This window comes from Streptomyces griseiscabiei (genome assembly GCF_020010925.1).
GTDB lineage: Bacteria > Actinomycetota > Actinomycetes > Streptomycetales > Streptomycetaceae > Streptomyces > Streptomyces griseiscabiei.
Genome location: NZ_JAGJBZ010000002.1, coordinates 1,579,827 through 1,602,150, shown reverse-complemented (window position 1 = coordinate 1,602,150; position 22,324 = coordinate 1,579,827). Strand labels below are relative to the sequence as shown.

14 protein-coding genes are annotated in these 22,324 nt (G+C 71.2%); 7 read left to right on the top strand and 7 right to left on the bottom strand.

The genetic code is table 11. The features are described 5' to 3' along the window. The 6 genes from rsgA to J8M51_RS24395 form a co-directional block, all read right to left on the bottom strand. The gene (gene rsgA / locus J8M51_RS24420) at positions 1-1,119 is read right to left on the bottom strand and encodes a ribosome small subunit-dependent GTPase A (RefSeq protein ID WP_086758192.1); all 1,119 of its coding nucleotides are present in this window, start codon (positions 1,117-1,119) and stop codon (positions 1-3) included. 261 nt (positions 1,120-1,380) lie between these two features. Continuing rightward, complete coding sequence (locus J8M51_RS24415; protein WP_086758190.1) at positions 1,381-2,922, bottom strand: cellulose-binding domain-containing protein; 1,542 nt, start codon at positions 2,920-2,922, stop codon at positions 1,381-1,383. 216 nt (positions 2,923-3,138) lie between these two features. Then, on the bottom strand, positions 3,139-4,476 hold the full coding sequence (locus J8M51_RS24410) for a radical SAM protein (RefSeq protein ID WP_086758189.1): 1,338 nt from the start codon (positions 4,474-4,476) through the stop codon (positions 3,139-3,141). A gap of 216 nt (positions 4,477-4,692) precedes the next feature. Continuing rightward, positions 4,693-9,165: a discoidin domain-containing protein gene (locus J8M51_RS24405; RefSeq protein ID WP_086758600.1), complete on the bottom strand. Its 4,473-nt coding sequence runs from the start codon at positions 9,163-9,165 to the stop codon at positions 4,693-4,695. A 210-nt stretch (positions 9,166-9,375) separates the two neighbouring features. Further along, entirely contained in the window at positions 9,376-9,747 is a 372-nt protein-coding gene (locus tag J8M51_RS24400; protein WP_086758599.1) for a hypothetical protein, read from the bottom strand. A 171-nt stretch (positions 9,748-9,918) separates the two neighbouring features. Continuing rightward, a complete protein-coding gene (locus J8M51_RS24395; RefSeq protein ID WP_086758598.1) occupies positions 9,919-10,926 on the bottom strand; it encodes a hydroxyacid dehydrogenase in 1,008 nt (335 codons plus the stop codon). A 188-nt stretch (positions 10,927-11,114) separates the two neighbouring features. Here J8M51_RS24395 and J8M51_RS24390 point away from each other — a divergent pair, with 188 nt between their 5' ends. The 7 genes from J8M51_RS24390 to J8M51_RS24360 all read left to right on the top strand — a co-directional run bounded on the left by J8M51_RS24390 (position 11,115) and on the right by J8M51_RS24360 (position 21,728). Further along, complete coding sequence (locus J8M51_RS24390; RefSeq protein ID WP_267299471.1) at positions 11,115-12,362, top strand: FAD-binding protein; 1,248 nt, start codon at positions 11,115-11,117, stop codon at positions 12,360-12,362. Positions 12,363-13,404: 1,042 nt separating this feature from the next. Next, positions 13,405-14,706, top strand: a complete 1,302-nt coding sequence (locus J8M51_RS24385) for an ROK family transcriptional regulator (protein ID WP_086759283.1) — start codon at positions 13,405-13,407, stop codon at positions 14,704-14,706. 305 nt (positions 14,707-15,011) lie between these two features. Next, positions 15,012-16,274: an ABC transporter substrate-binding protein gene (locus tag J8M51_RS24380; protein ID WP_086759285.1), complete on the top strand. Its 1,263-nt coding sequence runs from the start codon at positions 15,012-15,014 to the stop codon at positions 16,272-16,274. Positions 16,275-16,297: 23 nt separating this feature from the next. Further along, on the top strand, positions 16,298-17,263 hold the full coding sequence (locus J8M51_RS24375; RefSeq protein WP_086759287.1) for a carbohydrate ABC transporter permease: 966 nt from the start codon (positions 16,298-16,300) through the stop codon (positions 17,261-17,263). Between the two features lie 35 nt (positions 17,264-17,298). Continuing rightward, positions 17,299-18,162, top strand: coding sequence for a carbohydrate ABC transporter permease (locus J8M51_RS24370; RefSeq protein WP_086759296.1), 864 nt, complete (start codon positions 17,299-17,301; stop codon positions 18,160-18,162). Positions 18,163-18,181: 19 nt separating this feature from the next. After that, on the top strand, positions 18,182-21,067 hold the full coding sequence (locus J8M51_RS24365; protein WP_086759289.1) for a glycoside hydrolase family 2 TIM barrel-domain containing protein: 2,886 nt from the start codon (positions 18,182-18,184) through the stop codon (positions 21,065-21,067). A 79-nt stretch (positions 21,068-21,146) separates the two neighbouring features. Further along, positions 21,147-21,728 carry a hypothetical protein gene (locus J8M51_RS24360; protein WP_086759291.1) on the top strand — a complete coding sequence of 194 codons (582 nt, stop codon included), beginning with the start codon at positions 21,147-21,149 and terminating at the stop codon, positions 21,726-21,728. Between the two features lie 81 nt (positions 21,729-21,809). Here the strand turns inward: J8M51_RS24360 and J8M51_RS24355 are convergent, their stop codons facing one another. Further along, a complete protein-coding gene (locus J8M51_RS24355) occupies positions 21,810-22,322 on the bottom strand; it encodes a hypothetical protein (RefSeq protein WP_086759293.1) in 513 nt (170 codons plus the stop codon). Between the last annotated feature and the right edge of the window lie 2 nt (positions 22,323-22,324).

Here is a 22,324-nt window from a genome sequence, read left to right as displayed (position 1 = left end):
TCAGCGCAGACCACCCCTCTTCGCCTCCATGGCCGCGCGGCCCTCCGCGCCCCGCCGCTTCCACTCCTTGCGGATCTCCGCCCGCACCCGCGCGTCGCTCTTCGCGACGATCCGCTGGTTCTCGCGCAGCAGCTTCCGGTAGCTGTCGAGCCGTCGCTCGGGCAGCGCACCGGACTCGACCGCGCCGAGGACGGCGCAGCCGGGCTCGGCGACATGGGCACAGTCGTGGAAACGGCAGTCCGCGGCGAGCTCCTCGATCTCGGCGAAGACCTGTCCGACGCCGGTCTCGGCGTCCCAGAGGCCGACGCCGCGCAGGCCGGGGGTGTCGATGAGGACCCCGCCGCCGGGCAGGGCGAGGAGGTTGCGGGTGGTCGTGGTGTGCCGTCCCTTGCCGTCCACGTCACGGATGGCCTGGACGTCCATGACGTCCTCGCCGAGCAGCGCGTTGGCGAGGGTCGACTTTCCGGCGCCGGACTGCCCGAGGAGGACGGACGTGCCGCCGGAGAGCACCGCGGCGAGGACGTCGAGGCCCTCCCCGAGCGCGGAACTGACCGTCAGCACGGCGACGCCGGGCGCGACGGTCTCCACGTCCTGCACCAGATACCCCAGCGTGGCGGCGTCCGGTACGAGGTCGGCCTTGGTGAGGACGACGACGGGCTGCGCCCCGGACTCCCAGGCGAGCGCCAGGAACCGCTCGACACGGCCGAGGTCGAGTTCGGTGGCCAGTGAGACGGCGACGACCGCGTAGTCGACGTTGGCGGCGAGGATCTGGCCCTCGGCGCGCTTGGACGAGGTGGAGCGGACGAAGGCGCTGCGGCGGGGCAGGTAGGCGCGGACGTAGCGCGGATCGCCCGCGGGTTCCACGGCGACCCAGTCGCCCGTGCAGACGACCCGCATGGGGTCGTGCGGGGTGACGAACGCGGTGTCGGCCCGCAGCGGACCGTCCGCGGTGATGACGTCGCACTGGCCCCGGTCGACGCGGACGACCCGCCCGGCGAGCAGGCCCTCGGCGTCGTACGGGGCGAAGGCGTCCGCCCAGGAGGTGTCCCAGCCGTAGGGGACGAGGGGGTGCGAGGAGGAAGCGGAGAGCGATGAACTCGGGAAGGACGAGAGAGACAAGGGTGACCCTTCACAGGGGTGGCCCGGCACCGCGTTCTCGGACGCGGAGGAAGAGAGAAGTCAGCCGGTGGCCACGGAGGTGGACTGGATGGATTCCTGGATGCGGGCAGCGCCCATCGCAGTGACAGCCATCGGTCAACACCTCCTGTCTCGCTCGTGGTTGGCGACGGCGGCCGAAACGGCCGCCGTGCTCGGTCCTCTCACCTTAGCGGGGGCTCGGGGACCCCCGTCAACCGGTTTATTCCGCTACCCCGCCCGCGCTCACTTCCCCTCTTCGCAGCCGCGCCCGTTGAGGGTGAAGTCGACGGGTTCGGGGTTGTCGTAGCCCTGCCAGATGCCGAGGAAGCCGACGCCGAAGGTGCCGCCCGCGGCGACGGTCTTGTTGTAGTCGGCGGAGGAGGCGGTGACCTTGGAGCCGTCCTGGTCGAAGGTGCCGTCCCACATCTGCGTGACGCGCTGGTCGGCGGCGTAGGTCCAGCCGACGCGCCAGCCGTCGAGGGCCTTGGTGGAGGTGACGGTGAGGGTCGCCTGGAAGCCGCCGGGCCACTCGTTGACGATCTGGTAGCGGACGTGGCAGGTGGCGTCGGGTGACTTGCCGGGGTCGACCGGTTCATGGGTGACGCGGGCCGGTGTCGAGGCGTCGCCCTGGGGCTCCTCGTTGGTGTTGCCGTCGCCCTTCTCGCCGTCGCCCTTCTTGCCCTCGTCCTCGCCGCCCTCCTTGCCGCCGGAGCCGGTCTCCTGGGGGCGGGTCGTGCTCTGCAGCTCGGAGCCCCCGCCGGACGGGGAGCCGGTCACCGGGAACCTCGGGTCCCGCTGCACCACCGACGACTCACCGGCGGACGCGTCGGTGACGGTGTCGTCGCCGAAGGGCATGAGGGAGACGGCGAGCGCGAGCACGGAGACCAGTCCGGCTCCGGCGAGCAGTCCGTTGCGGCCGAACCGGGGCCTCGGCTCCTTGCCCGGCGAGAGTCCCCGGTCGGTGCCGGAGGAGTCGGCGCGCCCGGGGAGCAGTCCGGCGTCGGCGGCGCGGCGGCGGCGCTCCAGGTAGGCGAGTCCGCTCCAGCCGATCACCCCGCCTGCGAGCGCGGCGGGCAGACCGCCGCCGTGCAGACCGAGGCAGGCCGCGGCCTCGGCGCACTCCACACAGGTGGCGAGGTGCCGCGACAGGTCCTCGGGGGTGTCGGTGCCGGGCGAGCGGGTGACCGCGTCCAGCAGCCGCGCGTAGGTGCGGCAGTCGGCGTTCATGAAGATGTCGAGCTGACCGCGGTGGCACCGGTCCCTGAACAGGGCTCGCACATGGTCGAGTTCGGTCCTGGCGACCGCCGGGTCGAGGCCGAGCCGGCGGGCCACCGAGCCCAGCGGCAGCGACTCGACCTCGGCCAGCCACAGCAGGGCCGCGTCGGGTTCCTGCATGTCGCGCAGGGCACGCAGGGCGAGGGGGCGGTGCAGCGGCGGGCCGGTGTAGCGGGCGGCCTTCTCCGAGTTGAGCCAGAGGCGCAGATCGGGATCGAGCCGGTGGCCCTGGCCGCCCGCCTCCCAGGCGGCGGCGCTGGTCCTGACCCAGGTCAGGAGGAACGGTATTCGGGGCAGCCGCAGGGCACGCCGACCGGCGCCACGGTCGGATCCCGCCTCGGTCTCCTCGGCGTGCGCCTCGTGCATACCGTTGGCGAAGGCCTCGGTGGCGAGTTGGGTCGCCGCGGTCGAACCGGACGTGCACAGGTCGGCGTACGACAGGACCGCGTCCCAGCACTCGGAGAACAGCGCGGCTTCGGCGGCGTCCTGGGGCTTCGGCAGGTCGGGCATGGGTCTCCTGCATCCACAGAGCGAGGGGGGAAGTGTGCAAAAGTAGTCAACTACCCTTTAAATCAAAGGGAGTTGGGGGGACCACCTTGCAGTGCCCCAGAGCTTTTCACGCTTCCCACACAACTGACAAGCTGCGTCTTCCGTGCGGTTACCAGCGGTCACGCTATTGAGTTGTTCTACGTACGCCGACCCCGATCGACTCAACCGCCACAGGAGTTACTGTGCGGGAACCTCCGCGGACGTCTCCTCGGCGGCCGGAAGGCTGTCCATGAAGGAGCTGACGGAGAAGACCGCGTTGCCGGGGCCGGGCGGGCCGTATCCGGGCGGCGAGGACAGGCCGAACTCCTCCATCGTGGCGCGGTAGGCCTGCAGCAGCCGGATGTGGTACTCCAGCGGCGCGCCCTGCGGGTTGGCCTTGCCGAGCGGGGTGGTGGGCTCCGGGCACCAGGTGGTGAAGCGGGGCGTGATGCCCTGCGACATGAAGAACCGCAGGCCCTCGGTGGTCGAGGCGATCGCCTCGTCGACCGTCTTGAAGCCGAAGGGCTCGGCCATCTCCACGCCCGCCACGAAGTTGGGGATCACATTGCGCGCGCCGAAGACACCGGCCGAGTCCAGGATGCGCTTGTGCCATTCGTCGCGGCCGACATAGCGCTCCTTTCCGGGGCAGTACATCTTGAAGAGGTACTCGTCCCACACCTCGTAGTTGGGGTGGTAGATCTTCACGCCGTAGTCGTGGAAACGCTTGACGTCGTCCAGCGGCAGCGCCTGCGCGACGACCTTGCCGATCCAGCGGTCCGGGAAGCGCTCCTCGATGGCCTTGGCGTAGTGGCCGTAGAAGTCGGCCTCGTCGCGGCCCGAGACCGTCTTGGTGATGGCTCCGCCGGTGAGCGTGTACGCGGTGGACGTCTTCGCCGTGTCGTACCGGTCGATGATCTCCAGGGCTTCGAGGACCTCGTCGACGTCCTTCACACCCGTGTAGGGCCGGCCCGCCGCCTTGTGCTGGCGCCAGTTGTGGTTGATGTCGCAGTACTGGCACTCCTCCTTCGCGCCGAAGTACTGGCAGACGCGGAAGACGGTGAGGTAGATCAGGTAGCCCCACTGGATGGTGGGGGCCACCTCCATCACGGACTTTCCGTTGGAGAGGGTGTGCTTGTAGTACTCCGGCATGGGCGGGACGCCGACGTCCGCGATGCGCTTGCCGTCGAGGTAGAGACCGAGCAGGCCGTCCTCGTCGGACGCGACGCGGTAGGGCGAGGACGGGTTGACCCGTACGGAGACGACCGTGCGCCGCAGGTCGTACGGGCCGCCGGTGAGGATGATCTCCTCCGGCGGGCGGCGCAGGGCGGCCTCGCCGAGCTCGGGGAGGGTGCCGTGGTCGAAGGAGAAGATGAAGTACGACTTCGGCTTGACGTCGCCCTTCTCGTTGTCGCTCAGCGCGGAGGCGTCGAAGGCGACACCGCCCCTGAGCAGGTCCTCCTTGAAGACGGCTTCCCGTGGCACGTGCGGGAACCTCTCCATCAGGTCCTCCACCAGTGCGGTGCGGCTGCCGTCCATTCCGTTGTCTCCTCGCTCCCGATGCCGCCCGGGGATCGCCCGGGCGCGACTCCCCACGGTATGCCTCCGGCGGTCGGGGGGAGGGGGCGGGGGGCGTTTCGGGGCGCGTCGTCGGGTGCGGGTTCGGGGGGGGCTGGTCGCGCAGTTCCCCGCGCCCCTGAAAAGCAGGGGCTGCGCCCCGTGCTTTTCCGGCCCGCAGGGCTTGTGTCTGCGTGATCACTCCTCCGGCACGTAGTGCCAGAGCTGGACCTCGGTCAGGTTGCAGCGGCCGTTGTGGGTGTCGTGGAGGCGGAGGAGGGGGTACGACGCGGGGGTCGGCAGCTGGGCCTCGTACCAGGCGCCGTCCGTCGTGGTGCCGATGGTGTGGAGGTCGGTCCAGGTCGCGCCGCCGTCGGTGGAGCCGCGCAGGACGGTGCCGGTGGCACGGGTCGCGTAGCCGGGGCGCGGGAGGACGCGGATCCGATCCACCCGGAGGGTTCCGTCGGGGCCCGCGTCGATGTCGATCCAGCTGTCGGCGGCCAGGGTGTCCGTGTAGGTGGCGGTGTCGCCGTCGAAGGCCCGCCAGCCGTTGGCGGCCTGGGTGCCGGTGCCGGGCCAGGCGATGGTGGACGCCTTCACCATCGCGGCGGTGATCTCGCCCCGGCGCAGCAGGGTCTCCCGGGAGACGAGCAGCTCGTACGCCGCGTACACCGCGTCGATCCGGGTGTCCTCGTGCTGCCCGGTCGCCGCCTCCACCCGGTCCAGCTCGGCGGTGAAGGCCGTGTGGCTCCGCTTCGTCCACGCGGCCGGGTCGGTCGCCCGTGCGCGGGCGAGGACGTCGGCGAAGGTCTCGGCGACGGCCGTGACGGGTGCGGAGACGCGGGTGCCGCCGTCCACGAGAGCAGCCGTGACCCGGTAGCGCCGCCGGCCGTGCCGGAGCCCCTTGTCGTCGTGCGCGTAGGAGCGGAGGCCGTCGGCGAGCACCTCCCAGCCACCGCTGTCCGTGGCGCGTTCCACCGTGAACGTGAGGGCGTCCTCCGGCTTGTTCCAGCGGACGGTGACGGTGTCGCCGTCCCGCTCCAGGGCGACGAGCACGGAGCCGGCCGCGAGCAGGGCGACCTCGACGTTCGCGAAGGCGGCGTCGCCCGTGGCCGCGACGCCCGCGTGGACCGCGTACGGGAAGGGGGCGAACAGGCTCCCGACCGTCACCCAGGTACGGCCGTCCGCGGACACCTGGCCGTGGACGCGGTGCGTGCCGAGGTCGCGGACGAGCCGGAGCCAGGGGGTCGCGGCCAGGGTGCGGCCGTCGGGGCGCCGGGTGATCGGGGAGCGGACGTCGTCCTGCCAGTCGTGGCGGCTGTCCCGGGTGCGGGTGTGGAGGACGAGGCGGCCGTCGGCGTCCGCGCCGAAGTAGACATGGCGGGTGTCGGCGGTGAGGCGGTCGCGGAGCATCAGGCCGGTCAGGGGGCCGCGCGCGGTGTCGACACGGGCCGTGAGGGTGAGGGCGCCCGCCGCCGGGCGGCTCACGAAGTGCAGCTCGTCCTCGATGTCCCGGGACAGCACCCGGTAGTCGTCGCCCTCGCCCAGGCCGTCGCCGCGGGCGCCGAGGACGCGGACGGCGGAGCCGCGTACGAGCGCGCTGCCGGGGCGGGCCCCGTGCAGGGCGTCGTCGCGCCAGCCGGTGCGCCGCAGCGCGGGCGACGCGGACCGCCGCGGCTTCGCCTCGATCGCGTACGACGTCCGGCCGCGACCGGCCGGGTTCACCGCCGTGACCGTGTAGAAGTACGTCTCCCCCGGCCGCGCGGAGTCGTCCCTGAAGTACCGGCCTTTCTTTTCCGCGGCGAGCAGCCGGTACGGGCCCCGCCGTCGTGTCGCCCGGCGCACCTCGTAGTGCGTGGCGCCCGCCGTGGTCTGCCAGGTGACGGCGACCGCGTCGTCGCCGGGCAGGGTGTGCACGAAGTCGACGTGGGAGGGCGGGAGTCGGTCCGCCTCCTCCGTGTCCAGGCGCAGTACCAGGCCGGTCTTCGGCGGTACGGTCACCTTGCCGTCCCGGACGGGGAGCCTCCGGCCGCTCACCAGGTCGAGGACGCCCGAACCCGCGTCCGGCACCTCCACTTCGTAGGTGTGCTCGTTGCCGTACGCCTTCCGGGTCGTGTTGAGGACGAAGAGGTAGCGGCCGTAGCGGGCGGTGAGGAGGTCCGGGTAGCCGGAGTAGGCGTGGTCGGCCTCGAAGTTCTCGCGGTGGACCGTGCCCACGCCGGGCTGGAGGGTGATGGGGGCGATCTCGCCGGCGAGGGCCTGGAGCGCGGTGCCGTCGCCGGTCTGCTGGTCCTCCATGAAGTCGACGTCGATGTTGTCCATCCGGGCCCAGTGGTCCTCGTACCGGAAGAGCCCGTCGGTGTGGATCTGGACGATGTGGTCGCGGTCCGGGTGCCGGACGTGCAGGCGGCCGTTGCGGGCGAACCCGCGCTGACGTTCGTTGAGTTGGGCCCAGAGGTGGGTGTCGCCGTCGCGGAGCGAGACGAACATGCAGTCCACGTCGACCCAGGCGAAGCGTTCGTAGTCGGCGGCGCGGACGCCGAGGGCGGTGAGTTCGGCGGGGGTGTAGTGGGCGAAGTCGGTGTGCGGGTGGACGATCCCGGTCGGGGCCTGGGTCTTCAACCAGGCCCAGGTCTCGCCGAGTTCGAGGTCGTACTTGTTCTTCGACCGCACCGGGGAGAAGTTCTCGAAGTACTGGTGGTCGGCGAGCTGCTGCTGGGCGAAGCCCACCGCCTCCCGGGCGTGTTCACGTGTCCGCGCCCACTTCTCGCCCGCGTAGCGCTGTGGGTGTGCGGCGATGTGGTGGGCGAGGGAGACGTAGTGGAGGAGCTTGCCCTCCGAGATACGCAGGACATAGCCGGGGAATCCGGGGAAGTTGGTGTTGCGTTCGTCGATGACCATCTCCATGCGCATGGTGCGCTTGAGGTTGTCGTCGAGGTCCGTCATCCGGGCGTGGGAGCGGGCGTGCAGGTTGCGCAGCGCCGACTCCAGGATTCTGTCGTTGAGTTGCTCGTCGCCCGCGTGGCCCCGGGTGCGGTGGAACCACTCGGGGAGGTAGTTGGTGGCCTCGCCGTAGTTGGCGACATAGCCGTTCTCGCGGGTGTGGCCGGCCTCGGTCATGGTCGTGAAGTGGGTGCCGAGGGGGAGGCGGCGGACGATGTCGCCGTTGCTGTCGAGCTTGGAGCGGGCCAGCCCCTTGATGACGTAGGTGAGGTAGTCGTCGGTCCAGCGGGCCGTGGTGTCGTGCTGGAAGAGGGAGTGGAAGAGGTCGAGGTCCTGGCCGTCGGGGCCGACAAGGACCTCCTCGCCGAGGAAGGGCTCCCAGCCGAGGGCCTCGCCGACGATGCGGTGGCTGCGGGCCCGGCCCTCGTAGAAGCCGGAGCCGATCACACGGAGCCCCTCATGGGCCTCCCAGGCGCCCTCGTAGGTGTACATCACCTGGTTGTAGATGTAGGAGAGGCGGGAGCGGGCGTAGTCGAAGTTGGCCTTGAGGACGCGTTCCCAGGCGGCGCGGCGGGTGAGGGGGCCGCCGTCCCAGTCGGCTTCGTCGAGGGAGGTCGCGCCCTCCTCGGTGCCGGTGGTGAAGGGCTCGTCGAGGAAGCGTTCGAAGGCGTCACGGCCGTAGACATCGTTGTCGGCGATGACGTTCTCGACCAGGTACAGGGCCTGGCCGAGCGCGCCGTAGTAGCCGCCCCAGTCGCCCTGGTGGCCGCCCCGGGCCAGGAGCTTGGTGTTGCCGTAGTAGTCCTTGGTGTGGTTGTCGACGCACTTGAAGACCCTCAGCAGTGCCGCCCTGCGCTCGGCGGGGGTCTTCGCCGGGCACCAGGAGGCGCGGGCCAGCGCGCCCGCGTAGAAGAACAGCTCCTCGACGTACCGGACGATCGACAGTCGGCTGTCGGCGGCCGAATCCACCTTCGCGGAGAGGGAGTTGAAGAGGGCCGCCTGATCGGTGACATAGCCGTCCACGAGGGCCTGCCGCGCCGTGTCGTCGAGGCCGGGGACCGTGGCGGTGGGCGGGGTGAAGTCGGCCCGGGGGTCGTCGTCGGGCAGGGCCAGGTGGGTGCCGGTGTGCGTGTAGGCGCGGTAGTAGCCGCGGGAGTCGGCGGTCACCTCGGCGGCGAAGGCGTTGTCGTACGTCCGCAGGGTGATCTCGGCGCGGGTGCGGCCCCGGGTGTGCTCCAGCGGCAGCATGATCGTGGCGTAGAAGAAGCGGCCGGGGAGCGGGCGGCTCGTGCCGGTGTTCAGGGCCTCGTAGTCGCCGGAGCGGCGGTAACCGATCTGCTCGCCGTTGATGTACGCGATCGTCTTGTACGAGGAGGTGTCGCCGCCCCAGAACTTCACGGTCAGGTGGTTCTGGTGGACCGGGTCGACGGCGAGGGTGAAGCGGAGGTCGCCGCCCTTGATGCCGGGGGTGGCCAGGGGCTTGGCCACGCGTGCCCTGTCCCCGGCGTTGCCGTCGACGGTCGCGGTGTCCGGGCCGTGGAAGTCGTGGGCGGCCTCGGAGTCGGGGTCGCCGAAGTCGATGACGTCGAGCCGCCCGGCGCCTCGCGCGACCGCACCGCCCTCCCCCGCCGACCGGGCGGCGACCGCCGGGGACCATCCACCGGAGAGGGCGAGGGTGCCGGTCCCCGCCGCGGCCGTGGTCAGGACGGATCTTCTGGAGATGGGCATACGGAGCCTCCCGGCCGGGGCGCGACAGTAAACGTTCTCTGCGTTCCCTGCGGAAGGTAGGCGGCTCCGGCCCAGGTCGACAAGAGGTGTACGCCCAGAAAGACTTTCGACATCCTCGAAAAACAGACAACGGTTGTCGGCAGTGTCACGCCGACAACCGTTGTCTGTTTGTCCGAGGTGCGGAGGCGCGCGGGCGCGCGTGCGCGTGGCTCAGCAGTCGCGCAGCGGGTCCGTCTCGCTGTAGATGGCGGTGTCCTTCATCCAGCCGGACTGGCCGTTGTCGGCGACGGTCCTGAGCCAGCGGGTGGGGTGCGGCCCGCCCACCCAGGCCTGGTTGTCCAGCTTGCAGTAGAACCAGCTCGGGTTGGTGTTCATGGTTCCGACGACCTGGTTCGGGTTGGGGTAGAGGCGGTTGTTGCCCACCGATCCGTACACCTGGGCGCCGGAGACGTTGTTGCACCACCACCTGATGCCGTCCTCGTGCCGCCAGCAGTTGGACGCGGCGGACGCGGACGGCGCCGCGAGGGTCGTGCCGAGCGCGGCGGCCAGGCCGGCGGTGGCGACCAGCCATCGAAACCTCATGTGCGTGTTCCTCTCATGTCGGGACGGGCGTGGCCCGCACCGAAGCCTGCCGACTCGCGGTCGCGATCGCGACCCCTTTCGATCAGGCTCGAAACCCGCTGGTGGAAGCCCCTGTGACCATCGGCCGGCCACCACCCGCCGACCGACCGCTGCGCGACCCCTGGCTCCCGCTCACGCCATCCGCTCCAGCACCCCCCGGTCCAGCGCGTACGCCAGCTCCTCCCCGGCGGCCAGCCGTTCCGCCTCCTGTGTGACCGCGAGGCCAAGGCGGGCGACCTCGTTGCCCTGGGAGCCGGCGAGGTGCGGGGTGACGAAGGCGTTCGGGAGGTCGAGGAGGGGCGAGTCGGCGGGCAGCGGTTCGGGGTCGGTGACGTCGAGGATCGCGGAGAGGCGCCCGGCGCGCAGTTCGTCGAGGAGCGCGTCGTGGTCGACGAGGGCGCCGCGCGCGGTGTTGATCAGGGCGGCCCCGTCGGGCATCAGGGCGAGGGCGCGGCGGTCGATCAGGCGGTGCGTCTCGGGGGTGTCGGGGGCGTGCACGGTGACGATGTCCGAGGTGCGCAGCAGGTCGTCGAGCGGGAGCAGGGGGACGCCCAGGGCGGCGGCCCCCGCCTCGTCCACGTAGGGGTCGGTGAGGCTCACCCGCAGGTCGAAGGGGCGCAGCAGTTCGATGACGCGGCGGCCGATGTGGGAGGCGCCGACGACGCCGACGCGGCGGCCGTGGTTGCCGATGCCGGGGACGAACCCCCAGCCCGGGGAGACGCGTTCGGCGCGCAGGCGTTCACGGCGGACCAGGATGTCCTTCCCGGCGAGCAGGATCATGGCGAGGGTGTACTCGGCGACGGGCAGGGCGTTGGCGGTCGCGGCCGTGGAGACGGTGATCCCGCGCTCCCAGACGGCCGGGGTGACGAAGCCCTTCACGGAGCCCGCCGAGTGCAGTACGGCTCGGAGGCGGGGTGCCGCGTCGAGGACCGTCGCGTCGATACGGGGGCAGCCCCAGCCGGTGATCAGCACCTCCGCCGTGGCCAGCGCCTCCCGGACCCGTGGGTCGGTGAAGTCCTCGGCGATCAGGGCGGGGTCGAGGTCCACGGTCGCGCGCAGCCGGGACAGCACCTCCGGCGGGAAGACCTGCGGAACGTTCTCGGCCGTCATGGCGAACAGGGCGGGCGGACGCTCGGGCAAGGAAGGGCCTTCCGGCTGGAGGGGAGCAGAGGGAGCAAGCGCTGGAGCCAGGTGGTAGTAACCGCTCTCTACGGTAGGCAGGCGTTCGTGAGGAGGTCAATGAACCGAACGGCACGCGGGGCGGAGAGGATGGCCCTCGACAGCAACGGCAGCGGCAACAGCGACGGCACGGGCAGAGGACATCAGGCATGACGACCGAGACCATCACCAACTGGGCCGGGAACATCACGTACACCGCGAAGGAGCTGCACCGGCCGGCCTCCGTCGACGCGCTGCGGGCCCTGGTCGCGGGGAGCGAGCGGGTGCGGGTGCTGGGCAGCGGGCACTCGTTCAACGAGATCGCGGAGCCCGGCCCCGAGGGGGTGCTCCTGTCCCTGACGGGGCTGCCGCCGGAGATCGAGGTGGACACGGCGGCCCGTACGGTACGGGTCGGGGGCGGGGTCCGGTACGCGGAGCTGGCCCGCGCGGTGCACGCCCATGGTCTCGCCCTGCACAACATGGCCTCCCTGCCGCACATCTCCGTGGCGGGCTCGGTGGCCACCGGGACCCATGGCTCGGGGGTCGGGAACGGTCCGCTGGCGGCGGCCGTGCGCGCGGTCGAGCTGGTCACGGCGGACGGGACGGCGCTGACGCTGACGCGCGACGACGACCGGTTCGGCGCGGCGGTCACCTCGCTGGGCGCGCTCGGTGTGGTCACCTCGCTCACCCTCGACCTGGAGCCCGCCTTCGAGGTGAGCCAGCGGGTGTTCGGTGAACTCCCGCTGGCGGGGCTGGACTTCGAGGCGGTGTCGGCGGCGGCGTACAGCGTGAGTCTGTTCACGCGCTGGCGGCACTCCGGGTTCGACCAGGTGTGGGTCAAGGGGCGGACGGACCGGCCCGAGGCGGACTTCGCCTGGGCCGCGCCCGCGACCGAGGCGATGCATCCGGTGCCGGGGATGCCCGCGGTGAACTGCACGGAGCAGTTCGGGGTGCCGGGCCCCTGGCACGAGCGGCTGCCGCACTTCCGGGCCGAGTTCACGCCGAGCAGCGGGGAGGAGCTGCAGTCGGAGTATCTGCTGCCGCGTACGTTCGCCGGGGAGGCGTTGGACGCGCTCGACGCCATCCGGCATGTCGTCGAACCGGTGCTGCAGGTCTGCGAGGTCCGTACGGTGGCCGCCGACGCGCAGTGGCTGAGCCCGGCGTACGGCCGGGACACGGTCGCGCTGCACTTCACCTGGATCGCGGACGCGGCGCCCGTCCTGCCGGTGGTGCGGCGGGTGGAGGAGGTGCTCGCGCCCTTCGAGGCCCGGCCGCACTGGGGCAAGGTGTTCACGGTCCCCGCGGCCGAACTGGGGCGGCTCTACCCCCGGCTGGGTGATTTCCGGCGGGTGGCCGACGAACTGGACCCGTCGGGCAAGTTCCGCAACGCGTTCGTACGGGAGGCGCTCGGCGGCTGAGGCGGGGGGTTCGCGCGGGCGCGCCGGGCCGCGCACCCCGGACCGGGCCCGGCGGCGCGGCCCCGCCACCGGGCCGCACCTGACAGAGGAGACCGTACGGTTCGCGTGGCCACACCGGGTGCGCGGGGCCACACCAGGTGCGTAGGACAGGCCGGGTGCGCGGGCCACACCGAGTGCGTGGGACAGGCCGGGGCGCGCGGGCGCGGCGGCGCCGGGTGTGCGGACCGGCCGGCTCCTGGAGGGGGCGCGGCCCGTGCAGGCGGGACACAGTCGGCGTACGAGGCCGACCGGGTCGTACGGGACGCGCTCGGCGCGGGCGGGACAACACCCCGGCGTACGTGACGCCGGTCGGCTCCCACGACAGGCGTCCGGCACGGGCGGGACGCGCTCGACGTACGCGGCCGATCGGCTCGTACGGCACAGGCCCGACCCGAGCGGAACGACACCCCGACGTACACGGCGCCGGTCGGCTCCCACGGCACGCGCCGGGCGCGGACGGGACGCGCTCGGCGTACGCAGTCGGTCGGCTCGTACAGCACGGGCCCGACCCTGGCGGGACAACACCCCGGCGTACGTGACGCCGGTCGGCTCCCGCGACAGGCGTCCGGCACGGGCGGGACGCGCTCGACGTACGCGGCCGGTCGACTCGTACGGCACAGGCCCGACCCGAGCGGAACAACACCCCGACGTACGCGACGCCGACCGGCTCCACGGCACGCGCCCGGCGCAGGCGGCACGCGCTCGGTGTACGCGGCCGGTCGGCTCGCACGGCACGCGCCCGAGCCTGGCGGGACAACACCCCGGCGTGCGCGGCGCCTGCCGGCTCCCACGGCGCGCGCCCCGGCGCAGGCGGGCGGCCCGGGGCGCGCGGCTCTCGCCTGGTGGGTTGCGGCGGGGGTGGTGTCCGGCCATGGTGCGCGGTGGATCGGGAGACTTCGTAAACCCCCTTTCCTAACCCCTTGTCGAAAGTCTCTCCGCGCCATAGCCTGGCGCGGCGCCGGGGCAACAGGCCTCGTCATGGCCTGGAGGGATCGAGGGGATCATGTCGTCGGTGAAGCGCACCTCACGCGACATCCGCACCGCGAACCGCTACGAGGTGCTGCGCCAGATCATCGCCAAGTCTCCCACCTCCCGACAGGAACTGGCGGCGGCCACCGGACTCAGTCTGGCCACCGTCGCCACCCTCGTCGGTGAGCTGCTCGACCTCCGCATGATCACCGAGGTCGGGTTCGAGGACTCGGCGGGAGGCCGCCCCCGTGGGCTCGTGGCCGTCAACGCGTCGGGGGGCGCGTTGATCGGCGTCGACATCGCGGAGACGTACGTCCATGTGGAGCTGTTCGACCTGGCGCTGAACGTGCTGGCCCGTGCCGAGGAGGACGTCCGGGCGGGCGAGACGCTGCCCGAGCAGCTGGTCGGCCATGTCGCCGCCGCCGTCGGCTCGGTGGTGGCGCAGGCCGGCACCGAGGGCGCCCGGGTGCTCGGCGTCGGGGTGAGCGTGCCGGGACAGGTCGACCGGGACACGGGTGTCTCGGAGTACGCGCCCAACTGGGACTGGCACGACGTGCCGCTGCTCGACCTGCTGACCGAGCACATCGCCTACCCCCTGTACCTGGACAATCCGCTGCGCGCCGTCGCCGTGGCCGAGCTGTGGTTCGGGGCCGCCCGCGGACGCGGGGACGCCGTGGTGGTCACCCTGGGGACCGGTGTGGGCGCCGGGCTCGTCCTGGACGGCGGACTGCACCGGGGCGTGAGCAACAGCGCCGGCGAGTGGGGCCATACGACGATCGTGCTGGACGGCCGGCTGTGCCGGTGCGGCAACCACGGCTGCGTGGAGACGTATGTGGGCGCCGCCGGGATCATGCTGAACCTGCGGGAGCTGAGCCCGGACAGCGCCCTGCTGCATCCCGAGGACCAGACCGCCACCATCGCCGCGCTCGCCCAGGGGGTGGCCCGGCGGGATCCGGAGGCGCTGGAGGTGGTGCGGGACACCGCCCGCTATCTCGGCGCGGCCCTCGCCGACCTGGTCAACCTCTTCAATCCCGAGGTCGTCGTGCTCAGCAGCTGGGTCGCGGCGGCCCTCGGCGAACCCCTGGCCGCGGAGGTGCGCGAGGCCGTCGCCCGGCACGCGCTGCCACGTCCGATGGCCGCCACCGAGATCGTGCTCTCGCAGATCCCCACGGACCCCGCCTGCCTGGGCGCGGCGACGTTCGCGCTGGAGGGCGCGCTCCAGTCGGTCGGCCAGAAACCGGGCAAACGCGCCGCTCCGGTGCCTGCCGCGGTCAAGTCCGCCGTACGCCGCCGAGGGCGCTCCGAAGAGCGCGAGCGCCTGCATCCCCACCCCTGAGCCGAGGGCCGCCGGACCCTGACCCGGCGGCCCTCACCTTCCCGTCACCTCCACCGTCACCACCACCGCCACCTCCGCCGTCACCACCCGCACCACCCCGACCAACCCCTTTGCGCCGCCCGGACGTTCGGAACACCGAACCGAATACAACGCTTCGAACAGACTTCGTCCAACCCCTTGCCGAAGCCTTAGCCGAAGGTTAACGTCCCGCTCCGCAAGCCCCTTTGAGCCACTGAGCCAACTGGCACTGAGCCGCCGAGCCATGGGCCCAGAGCCGCAGCCGTACTCGAGACAAGGACGTCAGCATGTCGGCATTCAGGAACAGCAACTTCGACCGCCGTACCGCCCTGCGGGCCGCGCTGGGTCTGGCCGCCGCCGGCGGTCTGGCCGCATGCGGCGGCAACACGGGCAGAAGCAGCAGCGGCGGGGGCGCGGGCCTCACGCAGTACTTCCACGCGTACGGCGAGGCGGGCACCGAGCAGGCCATCAAGCGGTACGCGAAGGCCTACAAGAAGTCCCACGTCACCACGCAGTGGATCACCGGCTCCAACTTCGAGAGCAAGCTGTTCGCCTCGCTGCTCACCGACAAGGCGCCCGACTGCTTCGAGTTCCACCCGCAGCTGCAGATGATCGAGAGCGGCCAGGTCGCGGACCTGACCGACCTGATAGCCCCGGTCAAGGACGACTTCAACCCGGCCGACATCCAGTCGCACACGGTCGACGGGAAGATCTACGGCATCCGGATGATCGACGACCCGCAGTTCTTCTTCTACCGCAAGTCGATGTTCGAGAAGGCCGGTGTCGAGGTCCCGCAGACGCTGGAGGAGCTGGTCGAGGCCGCCGCCAAGCTGACCACCAGCAAGGTCAAGGGCGCCTACCTCGGCAACACCCTGCACTCGATGACCAACCCGCTGATCTGGTCGGCCGGTGCCCAGCACCTCGACGACAAGAACCAGATCGCCTACCACACCGACGCGGTCGTCGACGGCTACAAGCAGCTGCGCAAGCTGTTCACCAGCGGTGACCTGCTGCTGGACGCCCCCACCGACTTCTGGGACCCGTCCGCGCTCAACCAGGGCCTGACCGCCATCCAGTGGTGCGGTATGTGGGCGATGCCGCAGATGCAGGAGGCGCTCGGCGACGACCTCGGCATCTTCCCGTTCCCGAAGATCGGCAGTGCCGGCAAGCAGTCCGTGTACAACGGCGGCTGGTCGATGTTCGTGAACGCCAAGGGCAAGAACCTCGAAGCCACCAAGGAGTACGTCAAGTGGCTGTGGATCGACCAGAAGGAGTACCAGGAGGACTGGGCGCTCTCCTACGGCTTCCACATCCCGCCGCGCACCTCGATCGCCGAGTCCGCCGACAAGCTGAAGTCGGGTCTGCCGGCTGAGGGCGTCAAGCTCTTCAACGAGTTCGGCCACTTCGACAACATCGGCTGGACCCAGGCGAGCATCACCGCCCTGGACGACGTCCTCGCCAACTGCGTGCGCAAGGGCGGCGACCCGGACAAGGAGCTGACGAAGGCCGACGCGAAGGTCAACAAGGAACTGAAGAAGCTCTTCGGCTAGGCCGACGGACAGGTACTCACGACATGTCGACCATCACCAAGGACGGCGTCTCCAGCCCCGCCCCGGTCAAGGCCGCTCCGGCCAAGCCGCGGCGGGGGCTGCGGGGCTCCCCCACCTTCAACTTCTGGCTCTTCACCGGGCCGTTCCTGATCGGCCTGGCGGTCTTCGTCTATCTGCCGATCCTGTGGAGCCTCTACCTGTCGTTCTTCGAGGCCCGCTTCACGGTCACCCCGAGCGTGTTCGTCGGCTTCGAGAACTACGTGACGATGCTGACCGACGAGGACTTCGTGGGGTCCCTCGTCACCTTCACGGTCTTCGCCCTCTTCATCGTGCCGCTGACCTGGGCCACCTCGCTGGGTCTCGCGCTGATGGTGAACCGGCTGCGGTTCATGCGGGCGTTCTTCCGCTCGGTGTTCTTCCTGCCCACGGCGGTCAGCTATGTCGCCGCCTCGCTGGTCTGGAAGATGTCCATCTTCAACGGTGTCCGCTTCGGTCTCGCGAACACCTTCCTGGGCCTCTTCGGCATCGACAACACCGCGTGGCTGGCCAGCCCCGACCCGCCGTGGTACTGGCTGGTCATCCTGACCGTACGGCTGTGGCTCCAGGCCGGCTTCTACATGATCCTCTTCATCGCGGCCCTGCAGAACATCCCCACGGAGCTGTACGAGGCCGCCTCGATCGACGGCGCCAAGCCGGGCTGGCAGACCTTCTGGTACATCACCCTGCCGCAGCTTCGGGCGACCTCCACCGCCGTGATCCTGCTGCTGCTCGTGGCGGCGTACCAGGCGTTCGACGAGTTCTTCAACCTGTTGTCGAAGACCACCTGGGGCAGGCCGCCCCTGGTCGAGCTGTACTACAAGGCGCTCGGCGACAGCCAGGACTACGGCGCGGGCAGCGCGGGCGCGCTGATCCTCACCGTACTGATCTGCCTCGTGACGCTGCTCCAGGGCAAGTTCATGGGATTCGGAAGGGGTGAGGAGTCCAAGTGACCACCACCACGACACCTCCGGCGGACCGGGTCGACATGACCGACGTGTCCGCCAAGCCGCGCCGGGTCCGCACCGGCAGTGTGATCGGCTCGACCGGGCTGTATCTCGCCACCGGCTTCGCCGCGCTCCTCTTCCTCATCCCGTTCTATCTGATCGTCCGCAACGCGCTGATGACGGACCCGGAGATCACGGGCGAGGAATGGAAGTGGTTCCCCACCGACATCCAGTGGGGCAACATCAGCGAACCGTTCGACGACCCCTCGGTCGACTTCGCGCGCTCGCTGTGGAACTCGGCGGTCGTCGGCGTCCTGCACACCGTCGGCACCCTGCTGGTCTGCTCGCTGGCCGGCTACGGCCTGGCCCGTATCCCGTACAGGCACGCCAACAAGGTCTTCTACGCCGTCCTCGGCACCCTGATGGTCCCGACCGCCGTGACGTTCGTGCCCAGCTTCGTGCTGGTGTCGTCCCTCGGCTGGATCGACACCTACCGGGGTCTGATCATCCCGGGCCTCTTCAGTGGTTTCACCTGCTTCCTGTTCCGGCAGTACTTCCTGGGGTTCCCCAAGGAGCTGGAGGAGGCGGCACGGGTGGACGGGCTCGGCTACATGGGCGCGTACTGGCGGGTCGTCGTACCCAACTCGCTGAACTTCTTCGCCGCCATGGCGACGATCACGTTCATCAGCGGGTGGAACTCCTTCCTGTGGCCCCTGGTCATCGGCCAGGACCCGAGCGCGTGGACCGTGCAGGTCGCGCTCTCGAACTACATGACCGGCCAGACCGTCAATTTCCACCTGATCTTCATGGCCACGGCCATTTCCATCCTGCCCCTGGTGTTCGTCTTCCTCTTCCTCCAGCGCTGGCTGGTGCAGGGCATCGCGCAGACTGGGATCAAGGGCTAGGAAATCAGCAAGGAGACCGATGTCTTTCCGCACCACCGGCACCACCGCCGCTTCGTCCTTCGACTACGTCGAGGACGTGTCCCCGGGCCGCGGGGCCCTGCCGCCCCGCGCCTGGTACGCGTCCTCGGACGCCCGGTCCCTGTCACTGAACGGCAGCTGGAGCTTCCGGCTGTCGCCGACCGCCGACGCCGAGGACGACTCGTTCGCCGCCGAGGGGTACGACGCCGGGGGCTGGGCCGAGGTGACCGTCCCGGGCCACTGGGTGATGCAGGGCGACGGGGCCTTCGGGGCGCCGATCTACACCAACCACCTGTACCCGTTCCCGGTGGACCCGCCGAGGGTGCCGTCGGAGAACCCGACCGGTGACCATCTGCGGTACTTCGACCTGCCGGGCGACTGGTCCGCGGACGGTGGCACCGTGATCCGCTTCGACGGGGTGGAGTCGTGCGCGCGGGTGTGGCTGAACGGCACGGACATCGGTGAGTTCAAGGGCTCCCGGCTGCCGCACGAGTTCGCGGTCGGGCACCTGCTGAAGCCGGCGGGGAACGTCCTCGCCGTCCGGGTCCACCAGTGGTCCGCGGGCTCCTATCTGGAGGACCAGGACCAGTGGTGGCTGCCCGGTATCTTCCGGGACGTCACGCTGCTGCACCGCCCGGCGGGCAGCGCCGCCGACTTCTTCGTGCACGCCTCCTACGACCATGTGGGCGGCATCGGGACCCTGCGGGTCGACTCCGACGTCGACGGCCGGGTCCTCGTGCCCGCCCTCGACATCGATGTCTCGACCGGTGAGCCGGTGACCGCGCCGGTCGAGCCGTGGACGGCCGAGACACCCCGGCTGTACGACGGCGAGCTGGTCACGGCGGGCGAGCGCGTCCCGCTGCGGATCGGTTTCCGTACAGTCGTCCTGGAGGACGGCCTGCTCAAGGTCAACGGGAAGGCGATCCTCTTCAAGGGCGTCAACCGGCACGAGTGGCACCCGGTCAAGGGCCGCTCCCTCGATCTGGAGACCATGCGCGAGGACGTGCTGCTGATGAAGCGGCACAACCTCAACGCGGTCCGCACCTCGCACTACCCGCCGCACCCCGCCTTCCTCGACCTCTGCGACGAGTACGGCCTCTGGGTGATCGACGAGTGCGACCTGGAGACCCACGGCTTCACCGAGCAGAACTGGCGGGACAACCCCGTCGACGACGACCGCTGGACCCCGGCCCTGCTGGACCGCGCGGCCCGGATGGTCGAGCGCGACAAGAACCACCCCTCGGTGGTCATGTGGTCCCTCGGCAACGAGGCGGGCACCGGCCGGGGCCTGACCGCCATGGCCGAGTGGATCCACGGCCGCGACGGCTCCCGCCTGGTGCACTACGAGGGCGACTGGGACTGCCGGGACACCGACGTCTACTCCCGGATGTACGCCGACCACGCCGAGAGCGAGCGCATCGGCAGGCGGCTGGACGGCGGCACCCACAAGCGCCGCCGACTCCCCTACATCCTGTGCGAGTACGGCCACGCCATGGGCAACGGCCCCGGCGGCATCGCCGACTACCAGCGGATCTTCGAGGCCCACGAGCGCATCCAGGGCGGCTTCATCTGGGAGTGGATCGACCACGGCATCACCCACCCCGAGCTGGGCTACGCCTACGGCGGCGACTTCGGCGAGGAACTGCACGACGGCAACTTCGTCTGCGACGGCCTGGTCTTCCCGGACCGGACGCCCTCCCCCGGTCTGATCGAGTTCAAGAAGGTCATCGAGCCCGTCCGTATCGACGGCGACGGCCCGGCGGGCACGGTCCGGGTGCGCAACGCGTTCGACTTCCAGGACCTGTCCTCGCTGGCCTTCGAGTGGGCGTACGAGGTGGACGGAAGGACGATCGAGGCCGGGGCGCTCTCGGTGCCCGCGCTGCGGCCCGGTGAGTCGGCCGAGGTGAAGCTGCCGGAGCCGCCGGCCGGCGGACCGGCGGGCGAGGCGCTGTGGACCGTACGGGCGCTGCTGGCCGAGGACACGGCCTGGGGCAGGAAGGACCACCAGGTGGCGTGGGCCCAACTGCCGGTCGTGGACCGCCCGTCGCCGACGGTGACACCGGGCGACGGCCCCGCGGCGAGCGAGAATCTGATCTACCTCGGCCCGGCCTCCTTCGACGTCCGCACGGGTGCGCTGAGGACCATCGGCGGCGTCGAGGTGACCGGGCTGCGGCTGGACGTCTGGCGGGCGACCACCGACAACGACGAGGGCGCCTGGAACGGCAACACCTGCTACAGCAAGCTGTGGCGGGAGCTGGGGCTGCACCGGGTCCAACACCGCCTGGACGGAGTGGAGCCGGGCGAGGACGCGCTGACCGTACGGACGCGGGTGGCACCGGCCGCCCGGGAGGTCGGGCTGCGGGCGACGTACCGGTGGACCGCCGACGACACCCGGCTCAGGCTGACCGTGTCGGTGGAGCCGGACGGCGACTGGACCGTCCCGCTGCCGAGGCTCGGCATCCGCTTCGGCCTGACCTCGGCGAACGCGGTGACCTGGTACGGCGGTGGCCCCGGCGAGGGCTACCCGGACACCAAGTCGGCGTCCATGGTGACCCGTCATCACTCCACGGTGGACGACCTCCAGACCCCGTACCTCCGCCCGCAGGAGAACGGCACCCGTCCCGACGTCCGCTGGGCGGAGCTGGGCGGACTGCGCATCGACGGCGACCCGGAGTTCTCGTTCACGGCCCGCCGCTGGACCACCGAACAGCTGGACGCCGCCGCCCACCTGACGGACCTTCAGCCGGGCGACACGGTCTGGGTCACCCTCGACCACGCCCAGATGGGCATCGGCTCCCAGTCCTGCGGCCCGGGTCCCCTGCCGCAGTACCACCTGTCGGCGGAGCCGGCGGAGTTCTCGTTCGTGTTCTCGACGACGGAGTCGTAGGGCGGGAGCGGCACGGGAGCAGGACCAGCGTGACGGGAGGCGGCCGGTCGGTCGCCTCCCGTCCCGTTACGCTCGCCCGATGAACGACGATCGTCTGTCGGCGTACGCCGCCGAAGCCGTCATATGGTCCGGTCTCGCCGCTCTGCTCCCGGGCCCGGAGGACGTCGACCTCGTCCAGGGGTGCTGGGACATCGGGGAGCAGGAGGCAGGGCTGGGGGCGCTGGTGGAGCGGCTGTCCGAGGCGCGGCTTCCTGTGGACGGGACGGCGCGTACGCGGATCGCGGTGCTGGCCGAGGTGTGGGACGTGTGGGACCGGCACGGGGCGGAGATCGCCGGGCTGGCCGAGGAACCCGGACGGCCCGCGCGACTGCGGGTCCTCGCGGACGGCGCCGAGGGCACGGTCCCGGCGGGCGAGGTGCTGGCGGAGCCTCCGTCCCCGACCTCGGAACTCGTCCCCTGGATCGTCTGCCCGCCCTGCGGCCGGACGCTGGCCCGGTCCCACCGGCGCGAGGAGTGGACCGGCGGCCTGTGGTACATCGCCGAGGCGTACGTCGTGTTCGCCCGCGACCGTGCCGTCACCCCGCTGGTCTTCGACGCGGAGCGGGACGGGGCGGCGTGGTCGGCGCTGGAGGCGCTGCACGGGGCGTGTGCCTGCGGCTGAGGCGCGGGGGTCGGGCCGCGGCCTGCGGGGGCTCGCCCAGCCTCGACGCCCAACCCCAACTCCGTTGCATGACACCGCGTTTCAGTGGTCCGCGCAGCACGGTGTCGGTTCCGGGACCTCGAACGGGACGAGGGTGCCGCCGACCGCGGGCATGGTGGTGAGGACGAGTTCGCCGTCGTGCCAGTGCGGGCGTACGTGGTCCTGGGTCATGAGGAGGGTGTCCGGGGAGGGCCGGGCGGGTGAGCCCAGGACGGTCACGCGGGTGATCGCGGAGCGGTCGAGGACGTCCGCGATCGTCACGGTGCCGGTGAGGGCCGTGACCCCGGGGTAGATGACGGCCCGGCCCCTGGTGTCCGGGGTGCCGGGCGCCACCTCGTGGGCGCGGGCCGCCAGCCGCTCCCGGACGGTGCTCAGGAGCGGCCGGGACGGCACCGCGAGGGACAGGGCGACCCGTGGCCGGTCTCCCCGTACCAGGTGGGTGCAGCCGAACGTGCCCTCGGGGAGGGCGAGTTCGGCGGCCAGTGTGTGGAGCAGGTGATCGGCGGCGCGCAGATCCCCGACCTCCGCGTCCACGGTGAGGGCGTGCGTGGTCATGG

Bases quoted from the DNA above. Each gene is read 5' to 3' on its own strand.
- J8M51_RS24370 (WP_086759296.1), top strand. From the start codon at position 17,299: ATGACCGACGTGTCCGCCAAGCCGCGCCGGGTCCGCACCGGCAGTGTG.
- J8M51_RS24355 (WP_086759293.1), bottom strand. From the start codon at position 22,322: ATGACCACGCACGCCCTCACCGTGGACGCGGAGGTCGGGGATCTGCGC.
- J8M51_RS24400 (WP_086758599.1), bottom strand. From the start codon at position 9,747: ATGAGGTTTCGATGGCTGGTCGCCACCGCCGGCCTGGCCGCCGCGCTC.
- J8M51_RS24390 (WP_267299471.1), top strand. From the start codon at position 11,115: ATGACGACCGAGACCATCACCAACTGGGCCGGGAACATCACGTACACC.
- J8M51_RS24410 (WP_086758189.1), bottom strand. From the start codon at position 4,476: ATGGACGGCAGCCGCACCGCACTGGTGGAGGACCTGATGGAGAGGTTC.
- J8M51_RS24385 (WP_086759283.1), top strand. From the start codon at position 13,405: ATGTCGTCGGTGAAGCGCACCTCACGCGACATCCGCACCGCGAACCGC.
- J8M51_RS24415 (WP_086758190.1), bottom strand. From the start codon at position 2,922: ATGCCCGACCTGCCGAAGCCCCAGGACGCCGCCGAAGCCGCGCTGTTC.
- J8M51_RS24365 (WP_086759289.1), top strand. From the start codon at position 18,182: ATGTCTTTCCGCACCACCGGCACCACCGCCGCTTCGTCCTTCGACTAC.
- J8M51_RS24380 (WP_086759285.1), top strand. From the start codon at position 15,012: ATGTCGGCATTCAGGAACAGCAACTTCGACCGCCGTACCGCCCTGCGG.
- J8M51_RS24360 (WP_086759291.1), top strand. From the start codon at position 21,147: ATGAACGACGATCGTCTGTCGGCGTACGCCGCCGAAGCCGTCATATGG.
- J8M51_RS24375 (WP_086759287.1), top strand. From the start codon at position 16,298: ATGTCGACCATCACCAAGGACGGCGTCTCCAGCCCCGCCCCGGTCAAG.
- J8M51_RS24405 (WP_086758600.1), bottom strand. From the start codon at position 9,165: ATGCCCATCTCCAGAAGATCCGTCCTGACCACGGCCGCGGCGGGGACC.